Origin of the sequence: Exiguobacterium sp. s7 (assembly GCF_018618195.1) — a bacterium.
GTDB classification, from domain to species: Bacteria; Bacillota; Bacilli; order Exiguobacteriales; family Exiguobacteriaceae; genus Exiguobacterium; species Exiguobacterium mexicanum_A.
This window is the reverse complement of the sequence record NZ_JACSLO010000013.1, coordinates 16,365-37,623: the sequence shown is the minus strand read 5'-3', so window position 1 is coordinate 37,623 and position 21,259 is coordinate 16,365. Positions and strand designations below refer to the sequence as shown.

The following is a 21,259-nucleotide window of genomic DNA, read 5'->3' as shown; positions in this document are numbered from 1 at the left end:
ATTTTTGTCGAAAAGCATTTGAACGACCTAGCAAAATATATTCATTATAGAAGGAATATAGTCCCGATTTTTTTTAAGTTTTTCAGTTGCCCTCGTTGTTTGAGTGCGGTATTCTTAACCCTGCAACTAAAAATAGATTTAGAGATGATGTGGAGGATTTAGAATATGGAAGCGAACTATGAAGCAGTAATGACGCTACCCGAACCAGAATCTCCGCTCGCCGCGGAGCTCCACTACTATAGAGGTCGTCGTGCGTTACGTGAAGGTCGCCTAGATGAAGCGACTTTTTTCATGGCTGAAGCCACTGCCGCTGCAGCGCACCGCGTCGACTATCACAAACAGTACGCTGAACTGTTATTTGAAGTAGGGGAGATCTATCACGCCAATGACGTGTGGAAACGGGTGCTAGAACTCGATGAGACGTCAACCGAGGCCTTGTATCACCTTGCGAGCAATTGCGCTTATATCTCTTTATATGAAGAAGCAGCGATGTATGCGAAACGTTACCTCGAAGTCGAGGCACACGGGCGCTATGCGGACTCGGTCCAATCGCTATTAGAACTGATCGAACTCGAGCAAGAACTCGAGGACGAAGATGAAGACGAGTTGATCACGTGGCACACCGAGGCCCAGCAGCATATCGACAAAGGCCGCTTGTTCGCCGCCAAGTCGACGCTCGAACGGTTAATCGACCGCTATCCGCGCTTTTGGCCGTCGTTCAACAACTTGGCCGTCGTCAACTTTTATCTCGGCAACGATGAAGCGGCGTTCGAGACGCTCGAGTATGTGCTCGATGAAAATCCGGGCAACTTGCATGCGATTTTGAACACGATTTTGTTGTTGCACGAGGCTGGACAATCAGAAGCGGCGCTCCAACTGTCGGTCCCGCTGACACGGGTCCGCCCGCTCCAGTTCGACTTACGCTACAAACTCGCCACGACACTCGCGCTCGTCGGTCAATACGACCGCGCGTACGAAGAACTCCGCCTCTTGAAAGACCGCGGATTCCGTGGGGATTCACTGTTCGGGCATTGGCTCAGCGTGTCCGCCTACAAGACCGGGCGTCTTGAAGAAGCGGCCACCTATTTGAACAGTGACGAGTTGAAACAATTTGAAGAAGCGAGCCCGTATGACATCCGCGACAACCTCGAGTTCCGTTCGGCACTCGTCCAAGGGTTGCGCCAAGAAGAAGACGCGGCTCGCATCGAAATCATCCGAATCATCTCGAAACTTGCCGACGACGAGGCGTTTGAAGCACTCGCGTTGACGAACGGGATCACCGACAACGAGACGGTGCTCGCCTTCGCCGAGAAATGTCGTGCTGAGATTTGCGGGGCACCGTTCACCGGTGACGCCCGGATCGCTCGGGCGTATGAGGCCCTCGTGCTCGCCGAGACGGAAGTGACGGAAGCGGAACAGATGAGCCTCGACGGCGACTTCTATGAACGGTTCTCACTCCTGCTCCTTGCCGGGGCATCGTTCGAGGACGTCACGGCATCGGCCGCGGCCCTCGTCTGGATGTTCTATGCGAAACGGGATGCCCTCATCCTCGACGACTGCGCCGACACGTTCGGAATCGACGTCGCGACGCTCACGGGCACAATCCGTTCGTTCAAACAGACACTCGAACAAGCATAAAGATAGACGATACCTCCCTAGGTTTCTTATACTGAAGTCAATCAATTTCATGCAGAGGTGGAATCATTATGACAGAAGAAAAAATCTATGACGTCATTATCATCGGGGCCGGCCCAGCCGGAATGACGGCGGCACTTTACGCGTCGCGTGCCAACTTATCGACACTTATGATCGAACGCGGTATCCCAGGTGGACAGATGGCGAACACGGAAGATATCGAAAACTATCCGGGCTATGACAGCATCCTCGGCCCAGACTTGTCTCAAAAAATGTTCGACCACTCGAAAGCATTCGGGGCGGAGTACGCTTATGGCGACGTCCAAAGCATCTCGGACGAGACGGAATATAAAGTCGTCCACGCGCACAACCGTGACTATAAAGCACGGGCGATCATCCTCGCTTCTGGCGCACAATACAAGAAAATCGGTGTCCCGGGCGAAGAAGAGCTCGGCGGCCGCGGTGTATCGTATTGTGCGGTCTGTGACGGGGCGTTCTTCAAAGGGAAGAACTTGTTCGTCATCGGCGGCGGCGACTCAGCTGTCGAGGAAGGCGTGTTCTTGACACGTTTTGCTGACAAGGTGACAATCGTTCACCGTCGCGACGAGCTTCGCGCGCAGAAGATTCTTCAAAAACGGGCGTTCGACAACCCGAAAATCGACTTCATCTGGAACCACACGCTCAAAGAGATCGTGGAAGCCGATGGTAAAGTCGGTGGGGCACGTCTCGTCAGCACGGTCGATGGGACCGAGTCGGACCACGAAATCGACGGTGTGTTCATCTATATTGGTATGAACCCGATCACTGGTTTCGTCAAAGACCTCGGCATCACGAACGAGCAAGGCTATATCGTCACGAACGAAGCGATGGAGACGAAGATCCCAGGGATTTTCGCAGCCGGCGACGTACGCGACAAGACGCTCCGTCAAGTCGTCACCGCGACGAACGACGGATCGATTGCCGCTCAAAACGCGCAACACTATATCGAGGGACTCCTCGAGGCGTTGCACGAACAAAACGCGTGACATGAGGCAGAAGGGATTGCGGGCGACCGCAATCCCTTCTCTTTTTTTCGGACGTTCGTTATACTAAGGACAGAAGAGAGCTGCACACACGGCTCGGTTGTCAATTTTAAGGGGGCGTCAGTGACATGGAAGACTTTAAAGGATTAGAAGAATTGATCATCATCAGCGGGATGAGCGGGGCCGGGAAATCGGTCGCAATGAATAGCTTTGAGGATCTCGGCTATTTTTGCGTCGATAACTTGCCGCCGGTGCTCTTGCCGCAATTGATCGATGTCATCAGCTCGGTCCGGCCGAAGATCGCCGTCGCGATCGACACACGGACGCGCGACTTCATCGACAGCCTGTTCATCGTCATCGACGACTTGGAACAGAAGAACGTGCACCCGCACTTGTTGTATCTCGACACACGGGACGAAGTGCTCGTGCGCCGCTACAAGGAGACGCGCCGGTCGCATCCGCTCGCCCCGGAAGACGCGCCGCTCGTCGGCATCGGAATGGAGCGCTCGTTGCTCGAAGGGTTCCGTGACCGGGCCCATACGCTCTACGATACGAGCGACTTGAAGCCGCAGATGCTCAAAGACCGCATCTTGCTCCAGTTCAACGAGGAACGGATCCCGTTCACGGTCAACTTCATGTCGTTCGGGTTCAAACACGGCGTCCCGCTCGACATCGACCTGTTGTTCGACGTCCGCTTCATCACGAACCCGTTCTATATCCCGGAACTCCGTCCGCTCACCGGGCAGACGGAAGAAGTCCAGAATTACGTCATGTCGCACCCCGAGGCGCGGGCGTTCTATAAAAAACTGATCGACATGCTCGAATTCCTGTTGCCGCAGTACAAGCGCGAAGGGAAGACGCAAGTCGTCGTCGCCTTCGGCTGTACGGGCGGGAAGCACCGTTCGATCACGTTCGCCGAGAAAGTGTCGGCCCATTTCGCCGAACGCTATAACGTCAAGACCGTCCATCGCGATCTCGCGCATGCGACGAAGGAGAAATAAGATGAGACGCGATAGAAAAGTGGTGGCCATCGGTGGAGGGACGGGCCTCTCGACGCTCGTCCGGGGCTTGAAGCATTATCCGCTCGACATCACGGCCATCGTCACGGTCGGGGACGACGGGGGCAGCTCGGGGCGCCTCCGTGACGAGTTCCATATGTTGCCGCCGGGCGACATCCGGAACGTCATCCTCGCCTTGTCCGAGGTCGAGCCACTCATGGACAAGATTTTGCAGTATCGGTTCGACAGCGGTTACGGGCTCGAAGGGCACTCGCTCGGCAACCTCATGTTGACGGCGGCGACGCATATCTGCGAAGGCTCGTTCGTCAAGGCGGTCGACGTCTTGTCGCAGCTGTTGAACGCCCAAGGCAAGGTGCTCCCGGTGACGGAGACACTCATGACGCTCGCCGCCGAGTTCGAAGACGGGACGATCGTCAAAGGTGAATCGAAGATCCCGCTCGTCGAGAAACAAATCAAGCGCCTGTTCTTGCTCGAGGAAGGCATCAAGCCGGCGGCTGGTGTCGTCGAGGCAATCGAGGACGCCGATCTGATCGTGCTCGGTCCAGGGAGCTTGTATACGAGCATCATCCCGAACCTCTTGATTCCAGAAGTGCGTGACGCCATCGTCCGCTCGGGTAAACCGGTCGTCTACATCTGCAACGTCATGACGCAGCCTGGTGAGACGAAAGGGTATGACGCGATGAAACATTTGAAATCGATCGAGGCATATCTCGGCAAGTCGACGGTCGACACGATCGTCGTCAACAACGAGCCAATCGAGGACATCTATTTAGAGCGTTACCTCGAGGACGGCTCGGAAGAAGTCCGCTTCGATCGGAAGAAGCTTCGAAATTACGGCACGAACGTGCTCGCGGGGGACATCGTCGACTATAACCGTGACTATATCCGCCATGACTCGGACGCCATCGCCGGACTCGTCATGCAACGTGTCCTGCGCATCAAGAAACCACGCTCGTTCCAAGAACTTGAGCTGAAATAAGTTGTGATTGAACAGAAAGGAGGGGACCGGCATGAGCTTTGCCTCTGACGTCAAAAAAGAATTGACGCAACTCGTCGTGACCGATGCCGAGGCGAAAGCGGAACTATCCGCGCTCGTCCGGATGAACGGCGTCATCTCGCTCGCTTTAGGGCGAGGGATGACGCTCGACGTCTCGACCGAGAACGCCGCCATCGCACGTCGAATCTATTCCCTCATGAAACGGCTGTACGACCATCATCTCGATTTGTTCGTACGGAAGAAAATGCGGTTGAAGAAGAACAACGTCTATATCGTCCGGGTCGCCCAGCGTGCCGAGACGATGCTTCGAGACCTTGAAATCCTCGGGGAGAACTACGAGATGATCCGCACGCTCAACTCGGACATGACACGTGACGAGAACCTCGCCCGTGCCTATTTACGCGGGTCGTTCCTTGCCGGCGGGTCGATCAACCATCCGAAGACGTCGTCGTATCACCTCGAGGTGTACAGCCTGTACGAGAACCATAACCAGGCGCTCCGTGACCTCGCCAACCGCTTCGGCTTGAACGCGAAGACGCTCGAGCGGAAGAAAGGGCATATCCTCTATATCAAAGAGAGTGAAAAGATCTCGGACTTCCTGAAACTCATCGGGGCGACGCGCGGCATGCTCGACTTCGAGGACGCGCGTATTATCAAAGACATGCGCAACTCGGTCAACCGGCTCGTCAACTGTGAGACGGCGAACTTGAACAAGACTGTCGGGGCGGCGCTCCGCCAAGTCGAGAACATCAAGTTCCTCGAGCGCACGGTCGGGCTTGAAATCTTACCGGTCAAACTCCGGGAAATCGCCGAGCTCCGGGTCACCCATCAAGACGTCTCGCTCCAAGAACTCGGCGAGATGCTCGAGACGGGACCGATCTCGAAATCGGGGATCAACCATCGGCTCCGCAAGATCGACCAGATCGCGGACAAGGTGCGAAACGGTGAAGAAATCAGCTCATCGTGACCCCGGTTGCACCAAAACCATTCTTCCTATATAATTAGCAATTGTGTATAGGACTTAGAAATGTAACTTAAAGGAGCTTCATGATTATGTCGAATGCAAAGAAAAGAATCTCGCTCACGATCGACGCTGATTTAGACCAGGTCATCACGGAGCGTGCGAAACAAATCGGGATCCCGAAAAGCGCCCTCGTCACGTTCGCGACAAGCCTCTTCCTCAACCAATTGCGCGCGGAAGAAGTATTGTCAGGTGACACGAACGCCATCTATCAGGTCATCCGCAAAGATTATGAACTGCTCACGAGCGTGGATAACTTAGACAAATAATTGCGAAAGGCTGACTGCGGTCAGCCTTTTTTGGTTGCATCCGGCCTTAAAATTTGGAATAGTGGTTATATTGAATTCGAATGGAGGTCGATCCTATGGGGCAAATCTTGCTCATCCTAGTATTACAACTCGTCTACGTACCGGTGCTGACGCTTCGGACAATCATGCTCGTCAAAGGAAAAACGATGATTGCGGGGCTGTTCGGGACGCTTGAGACGCTAATCTATATCTTCGCGCTCGGGATCGTGTTCCAAGATTTGACGACGCTCGGCATGATCGTCTATGCGGTCGGATTCGGGCTCGGGATTCTCGTCGGCGGTTACGTCGAGCGTAAGCTTGCTATCGGCTACAACATGATCCAAGTCCACACGCAAGAGTTCCCGGCCGAGCTCATCCAAAAGATGCGCGACAGCGGTTATGGTGTGACGCACTACCAAGGTCAGGGGCGTGACGGCATCCGATATCGTCTCGACGTCTTGGCGGCACGGACACGGATGAAAGATTTGCGGCAAATGGTCGAGGAGTATGAGCCGAAGGCGTTCCTCGTCGCATTCGATCCGATTGACTTTAAAGGCGGCTATATGATGAAAGGGCTCCGACGCCCGAAATGAACGGGACGACTCACGGAAGTGGGTCGTTTTTTCGTGGAACGGGGAATACAAGAACAAAGGAGATGAGCGAGTTGAGACGAAAAGGGTTATGGATCGTCGTGGTTGGGTTGATTCTCGTCGGCGGCGCGTTGTTGGCCACCTCGTTTTGGAAGTCGGAGTCCTCGATCAAACCGCCGCTCCCGACAGTCCGGATCGGGTCGGTGACGGCCGAGGTGAAGCAGTCGACGTTCTGCTGGTCCAATGGGGGCGAGGCGGTATGTGAAGACCACGGGTTGCCGGAAGCGGACGACTTGCAGCTCGTGCCCGTCGAACCGGGTGCCGAGATTGATGTCGAGTTCCATGCCGAGCCGTCGAACGCCTCATTCCATCAAATCATCGATGGGGAGCTCGTACGGTCTGAACCCGTCGTGCCCGACGAACCGGGCGTCTATTTGTTTGAGACGGGCGGGGAATGGCCGCAAGGCGATAGCCGCTATGTGTTCGGGGTCGAGGTCGAGGAATAAAAGAGTTGACCTGTCCGCTACGGGCGGCTTTATGATCAACGAGAAGGGGGGACGCCAATGATTCAAATCGGAAAAGTGGTCCATCTAACGGGGTTGTCCACTAAAGCAATCAAATGGTATGAAGCGAAAGGACTCGTACGACCGACTCGTTTAGATAATCAGTATCGGTTATACGGGATGGAAGAAATAAGACGCCTGAACGAAATCAAGTTACTACGCCAAATGGGTATCTCGCTCGAACAAATTCAAACGGCAGAAAGTGTGAGCGAGTTACTCGACAGCAGACTTGATGAGGTCCAACGCGAAATCGAGGCGTTGCGACAAGTCGAGCAACAAATCAAATGGATGCAAACAGGGGGAGATTCAATGAAAGTACGTTATGAGATGTGGGACCGACCGAAAATCGTGAACGGCTATGTATCCGAACTCACCACAATCCCATTCGTTTGGGAAAAATTGCAACCAGAGCTGACGACAGACGAATCATATGGCGTCTGTTTAGCGAAAGAAGAAGCTTATCTAGCAGGGATGACTGATCCTGTCATAGGAGAAGAGGGAAGACAGGTTGAACTGTCGGCAGGACGTTATCTTGTCGCCACGGTCGAAGGCGGAATCCCGGCCATCCCCACGACGTATAATCAACTTCTAGCGTTGCCGGATGTAACGTTGCGGGATGCACTCGATTTTGAGCGCTACATTCATGGGCAAGACGGAGCTGACGACTTGATTGAAATTTGGTTACCTGTCCAATAAAAAGAAGCGCCTTTCCCGGAGTTGGGAAAGGCGCTTTTGGATTAACGCGTCATGACCTTGTCGATGAGACCGTAGTCTTTCGCTTGTTCAGCTGACATGAAGTAGTCGCGCTCTGTGTCGCGCTCGATGACTTCAAGCGGCTGGCCTGTGTTGTCGGCCATGATTTGGTTCAATTTCTCGCGCATCTTGATGATGCGTTCAGCATGGATCTTGATGTCCGATGCTTGACCTTGCGTACCGCCGAGCGGTTGGTGAATCATGATCTCCGCGTTTGGAAGCGCGAAGCGTTTGCCTTTTTCACCGGCTTGGAGCAAGAAGGCACCCATCGATGCGGCCATTCCGATACAAATCGTCGACACGTTCGGTTTGATGAAGTTCATCGTGTCATAAATCGCCATTCCGGAAGTGATCGAACCACCCGGGCTGTTGATGTAAAGTGAGATGTCCTTATCTGGGTCCTCGGCTGCAAGGAAGAGGAGCTGGGCAACGATCGAGTTGGCGACGTTGTCGTCGATCGCACTTCCGAGCAAGATGATGCGGTCCTTGAGCAAGCGTGAGTAAATATCGTACGCGCGTTCCCCGCGACCTGTTTGTTCGATAACTGTTGGAATTAACATTGAATCTGCCTCCTTTATGTAGGTTGTAAACATATCATACCGCTATAGTCAATGTTGGTCAAACGATAGTCATCGTTTTTGACCTATTCCACGGTTTGACGATTCTAAAACGACAAAAGAGGCCAGGCATCTGCCTGACCTCTTTCTTTGATACACCCGGAGAGATTCGAACTCCCGACACCTGGCACCGGAAACCAGTGCTCTATCCCCTGAGCTACGGGTGCATGTTCTCTGACACGATTTATTATACATTTGTTTTTTTAAAAAAGCAATCCTGTTCGTCTCACTTTTTTTTGAGCGCGTTTTCCCGCCTTTCGCTACAATAGGAAACGAGAGGGGTGTGACCGATGCAACGCCAAGAACAACAGCAACTTCAAAAGCAACAGCTGACCCAGGACATGGTCAGGCGTCTGCCGGTTCTCGAAGCAGACCGGACCGCGATCGCTTTTCAGCTCGGCCGCTTGTCAAAGCGGAACCCGAACATCGCCATCGGCAGCGGTGCGGTCGAATGGGTGGAGGACACGGCGAGCGGGTTCGAGTCGCGTCTGTTCGAACAAATCGAGGAAGGAAGTGGGAACGAGGTCCAACGTATGCTTCAAAAGCGACTCGTCCTCGCGCTAGACCACCGCGGCCTCTTACCTGATAGTGACTTCGTGCTCGCCCATCGGTTCGAGGTCGATGTGGCGGACATTGAGGCGGCACGCCAGGCGCTCTTGTTTTTAGAACCGACGGGGATCGGGGCGAAGAATGAGCGGGACTGTCAGTACCGGCATGCGATTGAACATGACGACCCGCTCGTCTTGGACGTGTTCGAGGCGCTCGACGCGAACGTTGATGACATCCCGGGACGACTCGACATCTCGGTGGCCGAGTTCGACCGGGTGACCCGTATCGTGGCGACGTTACCGAAAACACCAATATTATATGAAGGAACCGAGCATATCGTACCGGAACTCGAAGTCGTCCGGCGTGACGGTGAGCTTGTGACAACATGGTTCAGCCCAACGCTCGATGTGGCTCGAATCGGGGACGACCGCGAGGCGAAGTGGTGGCACGAGACGCTCGAGATGCGGAACGCGACGCTTCATTCAGTATGGACGGTCATCGCGGAACGTCAGGCGGACTGGCTCGACGGCAACCTCGTCTTGCATCCGTTGACGCGGAAAGAAGTCGCCGAACGGATCGGCAAGCACGAGTCGACCGTCGGACGGGCCATCCAAGGAAAGTATGTGGCGACCGAGGGCGGTGTCATGGCGTGGCGCCACTTTTTCGTCAGGTCCACGGATCATGGGCAATCGCCGTTCATGGTGAAAAAGGCGCTCGCCGAACTGATTCAACAAGAGACGTCACCTTTGAGTGACGCCGCACTCATGCGAGAGTTGGCCCGGATCGGCTATACGGTGACACGACGGACCGTGGCGAACTATCGGGAAGCGCTCGGTTTTGGAAACTCGCGGGAGCGGGAACGACAACTATGGAAAGGAGGGGACTGACATGGTGCTGACATTATACCGGCGTGCCAACTGTTCGCTCTGCGAGGAGGCACTCGTCATGCTCGAATGGCTCATGGAAGACTATCCGTTCGAACTCGAGCAGGTCGACATCACGGGCAACGAAGAACTCGAGGCGAAGTACTTGTTCGAGATCCCCGTCGTCTTACACGAGGGGCGCGTCATTAGTCAAGGGCGATACGATGACAGTAAAGTTGAAGATTTTGTTAAGTATACGCTTACATCGAAAAAAAACGTTTGAAGGGGTTGCAAGACGGAAAGGTCATTGATAAGATGAAGTCGTAGCGGTGGGACGCAAATATAAAAGTGGGACAAAAATTGTCCACGCTTTAAGTCGAGGGGGAATGAGTATGATCCAGCAGCTGATTCAAGTTCAGAAGCAAATCGTTCCCGACATGCTCGATACGCTCCGACATCGTTACGACATCTTACATTACGTCCGGTTGATGCAGCCAATCGGTCGCCGGACACTCGCCACAAGCCTCGGGCTGACGGAACGAATCCTAAGACGAGAAGTCGACTTTTTGAAAGACCAAGGTCTATTGATGGTCGCTACTCAAGGTATTTCCCTTACGGAATCGGGCCGAAACGTTCTCAGAGACTTGCACGAGGTCATGGGGGAGATCCTAGGAATCTCGGAAGTCGCACGAGAACTCGAGCGAAAACTAGGCGTTCGCCAAGTCGTCATCGTACCGGGTGATTCCGACGAGACGTTCTGGGTCCAGCGAGATATCGGTCGGGCCGCCGTCGCGCAGCTGAAAGCGCGACTGGCACCTGACGACAATATCATCGCGGTCACAGGCGGGACGACGATGGCATCGGTTGCGGCCATGATGTCGCCCGATAAAAAAGAACGGCCGATGCATTTCGTGCCGGCACGCGGCGGACTCGGGGAGACGCTTGAGTTACAGGCGAACACCGTCTGTTCTCGAATGGCCGACCGGGCCCATGCCGACTATCATTTACTCCACATTCCGGACGAGGTTTCGCAAGAGACGTTCGAGCGGATGGTGGAGGAACCTAGCATAAAAAATGTCCTGGAAATGATTAGAGCGGCGCGAATTGTGGTACATGGAATTGGTGAGGCGGAAACGATGGCGAAACGCCGTCACGCGTCACCAGAGCATTTGCGGATGATCGAACGGCATGATGCCGTCGCCGAGGCGTTCGGATATTACTTCAACGCCGAAGGTGAAATCGTTCATCGGGTCAAGACGGTCGGGATCCAATTAGAGGAGCTCGACGACATGGACACCGTCATCGCGGTCGCCGGAGGGAAATCGAAGGCACAAGCGATTGCCGCATATGCGAAACACACGCCGAACATCATCCTCGTCACAGACGAAGGTGCGGCGACAGAATTATTAAATCGTTATTAAAGAGTTGACCCCCGTTGGCTCTTCAATAAATAGCTTCTACCCTAAGGAGGAAATTAACTATGGCAGTAAAAGTTGGTATTAACGGATTTGGACGTATTGGTCGTTTGGCATTCCGCGAGATCATCAAAAACGAAGGAGTCGAAGTTGTTGCAATCAACGACTTGACTGACACGAAGATGCTCGCTCACCTTCTCAAGTATGACACGACACAAGGTCGTTTCGACGGAGAAGTAGAAGTACACGACGGTCACTTCCTCGTAAACGGCGAGAAAGTCGTTACACTTGCTAACCGCAACCCAGAAGAACTTCCATGGGGCGAGCTCGGTGTTGACATCGTTCTCGAATGTACTGGTTTCTTCACAGCAAAAGAAAAAGCGGAGCTTCACTTGAAAGCTGGCGCGAAAAAAGTTGTGATCTCGGCTCCGGCTACAGGTGACATGAAGACTGTTGTTTACAACACAAACCACGACATCCTTGATGGTACTGAGACAGTAATCTCTGGTGCTTCTTGTACGACAAACTGCTTGGCGCCAATGGCGAAAGTTCTCCAAGACCAGTTCGGAATCGTTGAAGGTCTCATGACAACAATCCACGCTTACACAGGCGACCAAAACACGCTTGACGCTCCACACCCGAAAGGCGACTTCCGTCGTGCACGTGCGGCAGCAGCAAACATCGTACCGAACACAACTGGTGCGGCTAAAGCGATCGGCCTCGTTATCCCAGAACTTCAAGGTAAACTTGACGGTGCGGCACAACGTGTACCAGTTGCTACAGGTTCACTCACAGAGCTCGTAACAGTTCTTGAGAAAACTGTATCTGTTGACGAAATCAACGCAGCAATGAAAAAAGCAGCGAACGAGTCATTCGGTTACACTGAAGACGAAATCGTATCTTCTGACATCGTCGGAATCACTTACGGTTCACTCTTCGATGCGACACAAACTAAAGTAATGACAGTTGGCGACAAGCAACTCGTTAAGACAGTTTCTTGGTACGACAACGAAATGTCTTACACTGCACAATTGGTTCGCACACTCAAGCACTTCGCTGAAATCGCGAAGTAAGTTCGTGAACTAAATAGAATCAAATAGGAGCGGAAACAAGAGATTGTTCTCCGCTCTATTTATGAAATTGACACGCACGACATATGGAGGCGAAGGTTATGAACAAACAGTCTATTCGTGACATCGATGTAAAAGGGAAACGCGTCTTTTGCCGCGTTGACTTCAACGTTCCACTCAAAGATCGCGTCATTCAAGATGAAACGCGGATCCAAGCGGCTCTTCCGACGATCAAACACTTGATCGACGGCGGCGCGAAAGTCATTTTGGCGAGCCACCTCGGCCGTCCAAAAGGCGAGAAGAACCTCGAGTACTCACTCGCACCGGTCGCTAAACGTCTCGCTGAACTTCTCGGCAAAGATGTACCCCTCGTTGAAGAGGCGTACGGTCCAGTCGCAGAAGAAGCCGTTTCAAAACTTGGTGAAGGTGACGTCGTCGTTCTCGAGAACGTCCGTTTCTACCCTGGTGAAACGAAAAACGATCCAGAACTCGCGAAAGGTTTCGCGGCACTCGCTGATATCTTCGTCAACGACGCGTTCGGTGCGGCTCACCGTGCCCACGCTTCAACAGAAGGTATCGCGCAAAACGTGGACCACGCGGTGGCTGGTCTCTTGATGGAGAAAGAACTTGAAGTCCTCGGGAAGGCACTCTCGAATCCAGACCGTCCGTTCACGGCGATTATCGGCGGATCGAAAGTTGCTGACAAGATTGGGGTCATCGACCACCTTCTTGACATCGTTGACACACTCATCATCGGTGGCGGTCTCTCGTACACGTTCTCGAAAGCACTCGGGCACGAAGTCGGAACGTCACTCCTTGAAGAAGACAAGCTCGACCTCGCTCGTCAGTTCATGAAAAAAGCAGAAGACAAAGGCGTGAAGTTCTTGATGCCGGTCGACTGTGTCATTGCGAAAGAATTCGGCGAAGAGACATACGTCGGACCAGTCGATATCGACTCGATCCCTGCGGATCACATGGGTCTTGATATCGGACCGAAGACAGTCGAAATTTACGCGGAAGCGATTCGCGAATCGAAACTTGTCGTTTGGAACGGACCGATGGGCGTATTCGAACTCGATAAGTACGCTAACGGAACGAAAGGTGTCGCTCAAGCACTCGCAGACAGCGACGCATACTCAATCATCGGTGGTGGTGACTCAGCCGCGGCAGCAGCCAAGTTCGGCCTTGCTGACCAAATGAGCCACATCTCGACTGGTGGCGGCGCTTCACTCGAATTCATGGAAGGCAAGAAACTTCCAGGCGTCGAAGCGTTGAACGACAAGTAAAATAGAGGAGGGTTATCGATGCGTAAACCGATTATTGCAGGTAACTGGAAAATGAACAAAACACTCTCGGAAGCTGTCGCTTTCGTAGAGGAAGTTAAAAATAACATCCCGTCAACGGACAAAGTTGACGCGGCGATTGGTGCACCAGCACTTTTTCTCGCACCGATGGTAGAAGCAGCGAAGGGGTCAAACCTTAAGCTCGGTGCTCAAAACATGTACGACAAAGACAGCGGGGCATACACAGGTGAAATCAGCCCGGCCATGGTCGCTGACCTCGGCGTGACATACGTCATCCTTGGACACTCAGAGCGTCGCGAATACTTCGGCGAATCTGATGCGTTCATCAACAGCAAAACGAAAAAAGCGTTCGAACACGGTCTTACGCCAATCGTTTGTGTCGGTGAAACATTAGAAGAGCGCGAAGGCGACAAGTTCGAAGAAGTCATCAAGACGCAAGTCGAAGGTGGCCTCGCGGACCTCTCAGCTGACCAAGTCAAACAACTCGTCATCGCGTACGAGCCAGTTTGGGCGATCGGCACTGGTAAATCAGCGGACGAAGCAGATGCGCAAAGCTCATGTAAATATGTTCGTGACGTGGTAAAAGGTCTTTACGGTGAAGACGTGGCGGCTGCGGTTCGCATCCAATACGGCGGTTCTGTAAAACCTGAGAACATCAAGGAGTATATGGCACAAGAAGACATCGACGGCGCACTCGTCGGCGGTGCTTCACTTGAAGCTGCTTCGTTCCTCAAGTTGTTGGAGGCGATTTAAATGGCAAGACCAGTCGCCCTCATCATCTTGGATGGTTTTGGAATGCGGAACGAGACGTTCGGTAATGCGGTCGCTGCGGCGAACAAACCGAACTTCGACCGCTTCTGGGAGCAGTATCCACATACGCTCTTGAACGCGAAAGGCGAGTACGTCGGCCTTCCGGAAGGTCAGATGGGGAACTCGGAAGTCGGTCACTTGAACATCGGTGCCGGCCGGGTCGTCTATCAGTCACTTTCACGCGTCAACAATTCCATCAAAGACCGTTCACTCTTCGACCGCCAAGCGATGAATCACTTGGCCGGACATGTGAAAAAGTATGATTCGAGCCTCCACATCATGGGCCTCGTCTCAGACGGTGGGATTCACTCTCACATCAACCACATGTACGCCATCGTCGAGTTTGCAAAACTTCATGGTATCGAAAAAGTATTCATTCACGCTTTCACGGACGGCCGTGACTGTGATCCGAAATCAGGCGCTGGCTTCCTCGAACAGACGGAAGCGAAGCTCGCTGAACTCGGACTCGGTCAAGTCGCTAGCGTGTCTGGACGTTACTATGCCATGGACCGCGACAACCGTTGGGAACGCGTCGAGAAAGTATACGACGTGCTCGTCAACGCGAAAGGTGAAGTCGGCACGAATGCAGTCGACGTTCTTAAACAGTCGTATGCAGACGGCTTGACGGATGAATTCGTTCTTCCGACGGTCATCGAGAAAGACGGTCAACCGATTGCGACGATTAAAGACAACGACGCAATCATGTTCTTCAACTTCCGTCCGGACCGGGCGATTGAACTTGCGAAAGTGTTCAAAGAGAAGACCGGCTTCAAAGGCTTCGAACTTTCGAACACACATCCAGAGAACATCTTGCTCGTCTCGATGACGAAATTCTCGGATGAAATCGACACGGACATCGTCTTCCCACCAGAAGATTTGAAAAACACGCTCGGTGAGACTCTCGCCGCGCAAGGGTACAAACAGCTCCGCGCTGCGGAAACTGAGAAATACCCGCACGTCACGTTCTTCTTGAACGGACAACAAGAAACACCGTTCGAAGGTGAAGATCGTTTCCTCGTACCGTCACCGAAAGTGGCGACGTACGACTTGAAGCCGGAAATGAGCGCATACGAGCTCACGGAAGGTCTTCTCGAACGCATCGAATCGGACACGTATGACGCGTATATCATCAACTACGCGAACCCGGACATGGTCGGCCATTCCGGTATGCTCGAACCGACGAAGAAAGCTGTCGAAGTCGTCGACGAATGCCTCGGTAAAGTAGTGGACGCACTCATTGCCAAAGGCGGCGCGGCGATCATCACGGCGGACCACGGGAACGCTGACCTTGTCACGAACCCGGACGGCTCACCGATGACGGCCCACACGACGGAACCAGTACCATGTATCGTCACGAAAGAAGGGGTGGAACTGAAACCAGTTCTAGAAGGCGCTTTATGCGACCTCGCCCCGACGCTCCTTCACCTTCTCGGTGGAGAGCAACCGGCAGAAATGACCGGCACATCAATCGTCACGAAGTAACTCAAAAAACTTTCCAAACAAAAAGGAGCGAATTTTCATGTCAATGATTACAGAAATTTACGCACGCGAGATTTTGGATTCACGCGGTAACCCAACAATCGAAGTAGAAGTCTTCACAGAAGACGGCGGTTTCGGCCGTGCCCTCGTCCCATCAGGCGCATCAACTGGTGAGCACGAAGCAGTCGAACTCCGCGATGGCGACAAGTCACGTTACCTTGGTAAAGGCGTACTCAAAGCCGTTGCTAACGTAAACGACACAATCGCACCAGAACTCATCGGCTACGATGTATTCGACCAAAACGCACTCGACAAGAAAATGATCGAGCTCGACGGTACGAAAAACAAAGGTAAACTCGGCGCAAACGCGATCCTTGGTGTCTCTATGGCAGCAGCACACGCAGCAGCAGACGAGCTTGGCCTTCCACTTTACACGTACCTCGGTGGATTCAACGCGAAGACGCTTCCAACTCCAATGATGAACATCATCAACGGTGGTTCGCACGCTGACAACAACGTTGACTTCCAAGAGTTCATGATCATGCCTGTTGGCGCGCCAACGTTCCGTGAAGCGCTCCGCATGGGTGCAGAAGTATTCCACGCCCTCAAATCAGTTCTTTCTGGTATGGGTCTTAACACAGCTGTCGGTGACGAAGGTGGTTTCGCACCAAACCTTAAGTCTAACGAAGAAGCGATCACAGTTATCCTTGAAGCGATCGAAAAAGCTGGTTACAAAGCTGGCGAAGACATCTACCTCGCAATGGACGTTGCGTCTTCTGAGTTCTACGACAAGTCGACTGGCAAGTACGAACTCGCTGGCGAAGGCAAGTCAATGACAACTGCTGAGCTCGTAGACTTCTACGCTGAGCTCGTAAGCAAATACCCAATCATCTCAATCGAAGACGGTTGCGACGAAAACGACTGGGACGGCTTCAAATTGCTCACTGACAAAATCGGTGACAAAGTTCAGCTCGTTGGGGATGACCTCTTCGTGACGAACACTGAGAAATTGGCTGAAGGTATCGAAAAAGGAATCTCGAACTCGATCCTCATCAAAGTTAACCAAATCGGTACGCTCACAGAAACATTCGATGCGATCGAAATGGCTAAAAAAGCTGGTTACACAGCTGTTATCTCACACCGTTCTGGTGAAACAGAAGATGCGACTATCGCGGACATCGCTGTTGCGACAAACGCTGGTCAAATCAAAACTGGTTCGCTCTCGCGTACAGACCGTATCGCGAAGTACAACCAACTTCTCCGCATCGAAGACATGCTCGGCGATGTAGCGAAATACGACGGCATCAAGTCGTTCTACAACCTCAAAAAATAATTGATTGTTTTCAGGTCCGCCTCGTGCGGGCCTGTTTTTTTGTGGTTTTGATTATCTTCATCAGACGGCGGGACGCTTTCCTGGGGTGATGCGGATGCCTCCGCAGCGCATGCGCGCTTTACGGGGTCATCCTTGCATCACTCTCCCCAAGGAGTCGCCCACCGTCTGATTCCGTCCAAGCGGCACCGTAGATTGCCTGCAGAAAGCATCGGTGCCGCCAGGGCGGATAGTATATTCTGCTCCGTTTCCGGGAATAGACTAGTGTAGGTGAAAGGAGGCGTTCGTCATGATGGTCAGCGGTTTTCTCCTTCTTCTCATTGTGCTCGGTGTCGGTGGTTGGTTCCTGTACAAGTATATGGACGACCGGAAATGGTCGTGACGTGCGTCACGGCCGTTTTTTTGTGTGCGTGAACACTCGGAAATTGGGTATAATCATCAGATACAGCATAAAAAAGGAGAGACGTCCATGACACGTGTACGGAAAGCCATCATCCCGGCCGCCGGGCTCGGTACCCGCTTCTTGCCGGCGACGAAGGCGATGCCGAAAGAGATGCTCCCGATCGTCAACAAACCGACGATCCAATTCATCGTGGAAGAAGCCGTCGCTTCCGGCATCGAGGACATCATCATCGTGACCGGGAAGAACAAGCGCGCCATCGAGGACCATTTCGACCGGGCCATCGAGCTCGAACAGAACCTTGAGTCAAAAGGCAAGATCGAGCTCCTCGAGTCGGTGCGCCACTCGTCGAACCTCGCCAACATCCACTACATACGGCAACAGGAACCAAAAGGGCTCGGCCACGCGATTTGGTGTGCCCGCAAGTTCATCGGCGACGAACCGTTCGCCGTCCTGCTCGGGGACGATATCATCGAGGCGGACGTGCCGGCGACGAAGCAATTGATCGACCAGTACGAGCAGTATGAGCGCTCGATCATCGGGGTGCAACGCGTCCCGTATGAAATGACGAATCGATATGGTATAATTGACCCGCTTGCCGTCGAAGGAAAGCTCATCCCGGTCCGGACGTTCGTTGAGAAACCGGCCGTTGGTGAAGCCCCATCGAACCTCGCCATCCTCGGCCGTTACATTTTGACGCCGGACGTCTTCGAGACGTTGTCGGCGCAAGAAGTCGGGACGGGAGGCGAGATCCAATTGACGGACGCCATCGCCCGCTTGAACGAGGTGGAGACCGTCTTCGCCTATGAATTTGACGGGCGTCGCTATGACGTCGGGGAACCGATCGGCTTCATCGAAGCGACGATCGCCCACGCACTGTGCGACCCAGATTTAAAAGCCAACGTCCACACGCTCTTGAAGCGCTTCGTGGACGAACTCGAACAACAGTAAGGTGTGTTATTTTTGAAAACAATGTTAATGGTCTGTCAAAACTATTATCCGGAGATCGGCAGTGCCGGCAACCGGATGCAAAATATCACGCATCTCATGAAGGAACGCGGATACGAGGTGGAGGTCATCACGGCCGCCCCATCGTATCCGAACTTCAACTTGTATAAAGACGATCGCTTCTGGAACGACAAGGCGCTCAACAATCAGCCGTTCATCAAGCGGCTCATCACGAAGAAGCGCAAACATACGTCGAACATGGTGAGTCGGCTCGCTTTGTTTTTGGAACAGATGATCAAAGGCGTCGCCGCCGTCCAAAAGCTCGACTCGAAACCGGATGTCGTCTTTGCGACGACCCCGTCTTTTTTTATGGCGTTCGTCGGTGTGTATGCGAAACGCAAGTACGGCGTCCCGTTTATCTTGGACGTGCGTGACCTCTGGCCGGAGTCGGTGAAAGGCGTCGGCGTGTTCAAACACGACTGGATGCTCGCCCCGGCGTTCTGGTTCGAGAAGCGTCTTTACAAGTCGGCCGATGAAATCATCATCAACTCGGAAGGGTTCCGCAGCTATCTTCGCCAGCGCGGCGTCGAGAACGAGATGATCCACTACATGCCGAACTCGATTCGTGAGAGCGAGCGCAACCTTGAGCGGACCGTCCCCGAGGACGACCGGATGGAAATCCTGTACGCCGGGAACATGGGCCTCGCCCAAGACGTGTCGCTCTTGCTTGAACTTGCGGAGCGGTTCCGTGACGAGCCACGCGTCCATTTCAAATTGATCGGTTACGGGTACCGGAAAAACGAGTTGAAAGAGACGATCAAGGCCCGTGGCTTCAAGAACTTCCTCTTCCTCGAGGCGATGCCTCGGACGGAGGCGTTCCAAGCCATCAAGAACGCGGACGTCGCGTTCGTCAGCCTGATCGAGCAAGAAGTGTTCGATACGGTCATCCCGGGCAAGCTGATCGACTACATGGCGGTCGGTAAACCGATCGTCGCGGCGGTGTCAGGCCATGCGGCGAATGTCATCGAAGCGGCCGAGGTCGGTTACGTGTCACGGAAGCGTGACATCAACGAGATCGAGCACATGCTCCGTAAACTGCTCGAACGTCCCGAGTTACGTGAGAAATACGGCGTGAACGGGATCCGTTATGTGAAAGAGAACCTGTGCTGGGAAAACAATATACACGTCCTCGAAGACGTGATCGAAAAAGTAACGATGGAGGAAACACGATGAAGTCAGTATGTATGTTTGTATGGAACCATTTTACGAATGATGCGCGCGTCTTGCGCGAATGCTCGGCGCTCGCCGAAGCGGGCTATGAAGTCGATTTGATCGCGCTCCAAGACCCGAAAAATCCGTCGCTCCCGAAAGAAGAGATGCGTCCGGAAGGGTTCCGCGTCATTCGCGTCAAACGTCAGCCGTCGATTCTCGCCAACGGGATGAAGGCGCTCAAATCGATTCGGACATGGGTGTCTGAGAAGAAGACACGCCAGCTCGGGGCTGGACTCGTCGGCGCGGGATTGTTCATCCTCGCACCACTGACGATGCTCGGACTCGGTGCGGCAGCGGGTGCGATTTTGTTCCCGCCGGTGCGTAAAAACATCGTCAACGCGAGCGCGATGCTCGAGATGGTGTTCACTTCGACGAAGAAGTCGTACGATTTCTATCACGCCAACGACTTGAACACGCTCCCGCAGGCGTTGATCGCCGGGAAAATCGTCAACAAAGGCAAGATCGTCTACGACTCGCATGAAGTCCAGACGGACCGGACCGGTTACGGCTATATCCAAAGTAACCTTGAAGGCTGGCTCTTGCCGTATGTCGATTCGATGATGGTCGAGAACCACACGCGCGCGGCGCACAACGAAGAGCTCTACGGCTTCTATCCGTACGTGCTCCACAACTATCCGTTCTATCGTCCGCTCGACTTCTCGCTCCGTAAAGACTTGCATGCGCTCCTCGACTTGCCGAAAGATGAGAAGATCCTCTTGTACCAAGGCGGCATTCAAGCCGGTCGCGGACTCGAGCAGCTCATCCTCGCCGTCAAGGACTTCAACGAAGGCACGCTCGTCATGATCGGGGACGGAAAACTCAAACCGGTCATCAAACGCATGATCGAGGACGAAGGCGTCAGCGACCGCGTCAAGATGATTGACAAAGTACCGGTCGAGGCGTTACCGTACTATACGATGAACGCATATCTCGGTTTCCAAGTGTTGAACAACGTCTGTTTCAACCACTACTCGGCGTCATCGAACAAGCTGTTCGAATATTTGATGGCCGAAGTACCGGTCGTCTCATGTGACTTCCCGGAAATCGAACGTGTCGTCGCCGGGAACGACGTCGGTGTCGTCGTCGACTCGCACGACCCACAATCGATCGCCGAAGGCGTCAACCGCCTGCTCGACGATCAAGCACTCTACGCCCGTGTCAAAGAGAATACGAAGACGGCGCGTGAGCAATATAACTGGGATTTGGAAAAAGAGGCACTCTTGAACGTCTACACGAACGTCGTGGACCGCAAGTTGCCGATTATGAAAGACGGTGCGCCAAAGCCAGCTCAACAGTAAGACGAAGACTGTGGCTT

21 protein-coding genes and 1 tRNA gene are annotated in these 21,259 nt (G+C 53.5%); 20 read left to right on the top strand and 2 right to left on the bottom strand.

The genetic code is table 11. From position 1 onward, the window contains the following. Positions 1-165: 165 nt before the first annotated feature. From KNP79_RS13220 to KNP79_RS13180, 9 genes are all read left to right on the top strand, one after another. Positions 166-1,638 carry a tetratricopeptide repeat protein gene (locus KNP79_RS13220; protein WP_251132974.1) on the top strand — a complete coding sequence of 491 codons (1,473 nt, stop codon included), beginning with the start codon at positions 166-168 and terminating at the stop codon, positions 1,636-1,638. A 68-nt stretch (positions 1,639-1,706) separates the two neighbouring features. Further along, positions 1,707-2,660, top strand: a complete 954-nt coding sequence (gene trxB / locus KNP79_RS13215; RefSeq protein WP_029595052.1) for a thioredoxin-disulfide reductase — start codon at positions 1,707-1,709, stop codon at positions 2,658-2,660. A 125-nt stretch (positions 2,661-2,785) separates the two neighbouring features. After that, positions 2,786-3,658 carry an RNase adapter RapZ gene (gene rapZ, locus KNP79_RS13210; RefSeq protein WP_029595053.1) on the top strand — a complete coding sequence of 291 codons (873 nt, stop codon included), beginning with the start codon at positions 2,786-2,788 and terminating at the stop codon, positions 3,656-3,658. 1 nt (position 3,659) lies between these two features. After that, entirely contained in the window at positions 3,660-4,655 is a 996-nt protein-coding gene (locus tag KNP79_RS13205) for a gluconeogenesis factor YvcK family protein (protein WP_214752922.1), read from the top strand. 31 nt (positions 4,656-4,686) lie between these two features. After that, positions 4,687-5,640, top strand: a complete 954-nt coding sequence (gene whiA / locus KNP79_RS13200) for a DNA-binding protein WhiA (RefSeq protein ID WP_034778536.1) — start codon at positions 4,687-4,689, stop codon at positions 5,638-5,640. A gap of 86 nt (positions 5,641-5,726) precedes the next feature. Next, entirely contained in the window at positions 5,727-5,963 is a 237-nt protein-coding gene (locus tag KNP79_RS13195; RefSeq protein ID WP_021065439.1) for a hypothetical protein, read from the top strand. 95 nt (positions 5,964-6,058) lie between these two features. Beyond that, positions 6,059-6,574, top strand: a complete 516-nt coding sequence (locus tag KNP79_RS13190; protein WP_021065440.1) for a DUF2179 domain-containing protein — start codon at positions 6,059-6,061, stop codon at positions 6,572-6,574. Between the two features lie 62 nt (positions 6,575-6,636). Beyond that, complete coding sequence (locus KNP79_RS13185) at positions 6,637-7,077, top strand: hypothetical protein (protein WP_215192733.1); 441 nt, start codon at positions 6,637-6,639, stop codon at positions 7,075-7,077. A gap of 57 nt (positions 7,078-7,134) precedes the next feature. Further along, the gene (locus tag KNP79_RS13180; protein ID WP_215192731.1) at positions 7,135-7,830 is read left to right on the top strand and encodes a MerR family transcriptional regulator; all 696 of its coding nucleotides are present in this window, start codon (positions 7,135-7,137) and stop codon (positions 7,828-7,830) included. A gap of 41 nt (positions 7,831-7,871) precedes the next feature. Here KNP79_RS13180 and clpP read toward each other — a convergent pair whose 3' ends face one another. Both clpP and KNP79_RS13170 read right to left on the bottom strand, forming a co-directional pair. Continuing rightward, positions 7,872-8,447 (bottom strand): ATP-dependent Clp endopeptidase proteolytic subunit ClpP, encoded by a 576-nt coding sequence (gene clpP, locus KNP79_RS13175; protein ID WP_138859072.1) that lies wholly within the window; start codon positions 8,445-8,447, stop codon positions 7,872-7,874. Positions 8,448-8,598: 151 nt separating this feature from the next. Further along, positions 8,599-8,671, bottom strand: a tRNA-Arg gene (locus KNP79_RS13170). 123 nt (positions 8,672-8,794) lie between these two features. Between KNP79_RS13170 and KNP79_RS13165 the strand changes: the two genes are divergently transcribed. The 11 genes from KNP79_RS13165 to KNP79_RS13115 all read left to right on the top strand — a co-directional run bounded on the left by KNP79_RS13165 (position 8,795) and on the right by KNP79_RS13115 (position 21,242). Then, positions 8,795-9,940 carry an RNA polymerase factor sigma-54 gene (locus KNP79_RS13165; protein WP_215192729.1) on the top strand — a complete coding sequence of 382 codons (1,146 nt, stop codon included), beginning with the start codon at positions 8,795-8,797 and terminating at the stop codon, positions 9,938-9,940. 1 nt (position 9,941) lies between these two features. Further along, the gene (locus tag KNP79_RS13160) at positions 9,942-10,199 is read left to right on the top strand and encodes a glutaredoxin family protein (protein ID WP_034778531.1); all 258 of its coding nucleotides are present in this window, start codon (positions 9,942-9,944) and stop codon (positions 10,197-10,199) included. Positions 10,200-10,311: 112 nt separating this feature from the next. Further along, positions 10,312-11,337: a sugar-binding transcriptional regulator gene (locus KNP79_RS13155; protein WP_215192777.1), complete on the top strand. Its 1,026-nt coding sequence runs from the start codon at positions 10,312-10,314 to the stop codon at positions 11,335-11,337. A gap of 59 nt (positions 11,338-11,396) precedes the next feature. Then, positions 11,397-12,404, top strand: a complete 1,008-nt coding sequence (gap, locus tag KNP79_RS13150) for a type I glyceraldehyde-3-phosphate dehydrogenase (RefSeq protein ID WP_034778529.1) — start codon at positions 11,397-11,399, stop codon at positions 12,402-12,404. Between the two features lie 98 nt (positions 12,405-12,502). Beyond that, positions 12,503-13,687 (top strand): phosphoglycerate kinase, encoded by a 1,185-nt coding sequence (locus KNP79_RS13145; RefSeq protein ID WP_131437839.1) that lies wholly within the window; start codon positions 12,503-12,505, stop codon positions 13,685-13,687. A gap of 18 nt (positions 13,688-13,705) precedes the next feature. Next, a complete protein-coding gene (tpiA, locus tag KNP79_RS13140) occupies positions 13,706-14,458 on the top strand; it encodes a triose-phosphate isomerase (protein ID WP_034778525.1) in 753 nt (250 codons plus the stop codon). Beyond that, positions 14,459-15,997 carry a 2,3-bisphosphoglycerate-independent phosphoglycerate mutase gene (gene gpmI, locus KNP79_RS13135; protein ID WP_214823204.1) on the top strand — a complete coding sequence of 513 codons (1,539 nt, stop codon included), beginning with the start codon at positions 14,459-14,461 and terminating at the stop codon, positions 15,995-15,997. Between the two features lie 37 nt (positions 15,998-16,034). Beyond that, complete coding sequence (gene eno / locus KNP79_RS13130) at positions 16,035-17,327, top strand: phosphopyruvate hydratase (RefSeq protein WP_021065450.1); 1,293 nt, start codon at positions 16,035-16,037, stop codon at positions 17,325-17,327. 466 nt (positions 17,328-17,793) lie between these two features. Next, a complete protein-coding gene (gene galU / locus KNP79_RS13125; RefSeq protein ID WP_215192727.1) occupies positions 17,794-18,675 on the top strand; it encodes a UTP--glucose-1-phosphate uridylyltransferase GalU in 882 nt (293 codons plus the stop codon). Positions 18,676-18,696: 21 nt separating this feature from the next. Further along, entirely contained in the window at positions 18,697-19,905 is a 1,209-nt protein-coding gene (locus KNP79_RS13120; protein ID WP_034780020.1) for a glycosyltransferase family 4 protein, read from the top strand. Continuing rightward, on the top strand, positions 19,902-21,242 hold the full coding sequence (locus tag KNP79_RS13115; RefSeq protein WP_214796955.1) for a glycosyltransferase: 1,341 nt from the start codon (positions 19,902-19,904) through the stop codon (positions 21,240-21,242). Before KNP79_RS13120 ends, KNP79_RS13115 begins: the two co-directional genes overlap by 4 nt. The last annotated feature ends 17 nt before the right edge of the window (positions 21,243-21,259 follow it).